Origin of the sequence: Herbaspirillum sp. B65, from assembly GCF_000333555.1 — a bacterium.
In the GTDB taxonomy this organism is placed as follows: Bacteria; Pseudomonadota; Gammaproteobacteria; order Burkholderiales; family Burkholderiaceae_D; genus Herbaspirillum; species Herbaspirillum rubrisubalbicans.
On record NZ_BADI01000462.1, the window covers coordinates 1 to 1,019 of the forward strand.

Below are 1,019 nucleotides of genomic sequence, written 5' to 3' on the forward strand. Positions count from 1 at the left end.
TAATCAGTGAAAAACCGACCTGCATGCACAGATTGACCAGCGCATAGTGGACCGGATGATTTTTAAGGTCTTCGCGCGGAACCGAGGCGGTATAAATGGAAGGCAGCACGGAAAGAAAATTGCCCAATTGACTGCTCAGCGCGTAGACCGTACCCGAACCTACCCAGCCCCCCTTGAAGACGCCACCCACGACCCTCTCGAATTGATCGGGGGTGATGTGTTGCATCTGCAGATAGAGTTCCTGAGCGCGGCTCCAGTCCTGCTCCGCTTGTGGCTTTGCCAGTTGCGTCTGCTGTTCCTTGACGAACGCCAATGCGTATTCGGGATTGATCGGTCGATTCTTGACATGCAGGTAATTGTTCAGGATCTGCTGAAGCTCGATATCGCCGGCGCGAGCCATTTCGGCCGCTGACGCCAGCGGCAGGTCAGCCAGTTCCTGGGCTGCCGGCTGCTCTTGCTGGACGATCTCGACCAGGCTGGCCGACGGCGGCGTGAGGCTGATGCTGATGGTCGCACTGGCGCCCGCCGGTACTGACGTCGATGCGGCCTCGCGAGTCGGCGACAAGACGTCGGCCTGCGTGATTTCCTTTGTGATGTGCATGATATGTTCCGTTGTCTAATGCGCTCATACGTGGCTTACGCCGCGCTAAAAAGCCTGTGTTGGGTCTTGGACCTGGTACGTCTGGTACTTTCCAGGAAGTGGTTCTGCTGCCATTGCCGTGCTTGGACGGCATAGTGGATGAAGGCATTGACCAATTTTTGCGCGTCGATCTGCGCCAGTTCGGCGCGTCCCATCAGCATGGCGTGACCGGTCTCAAAGTTGACCGAGAAGGTGGGCGTACCCACACCAAACATCAGTAGATTGCATTCGAGCAGGCGCTGCAGGATGTCGGCGCGGTCGCCGTTGTCGGGAATGGGACCAAAGTCGCAGAAGTACGCAAGGCTCCCCTCCTCCATGGCAGCGCCGTCCATCAGTGTGAAGTTGATGCCGTCGATCTCCAGTTGCGCATGTCCGGCCA

1 protein-coding gene and 1 pseudogene are annotated in these 1,019 nt (G+C 57.9%); both read right to left on the reverse strand.

What is annotated here, in order from left to right; genetic code table 11:
- A pseudogene (locus tag I5W_RS11085) lies at window positions 1-601 on the reverse strand (hypothetical protein); the annotation flags it as partial.
- Between the two features lie 35 nt (window positions 602-636).
- A partial coding sequence (locus I5W_RS11090; protein WP_044529258.1) for a CesT family type III secretion system chaperone occupies window positions 637-1,019 on the reverse strand: 383 nt, incomplete at its 5' end.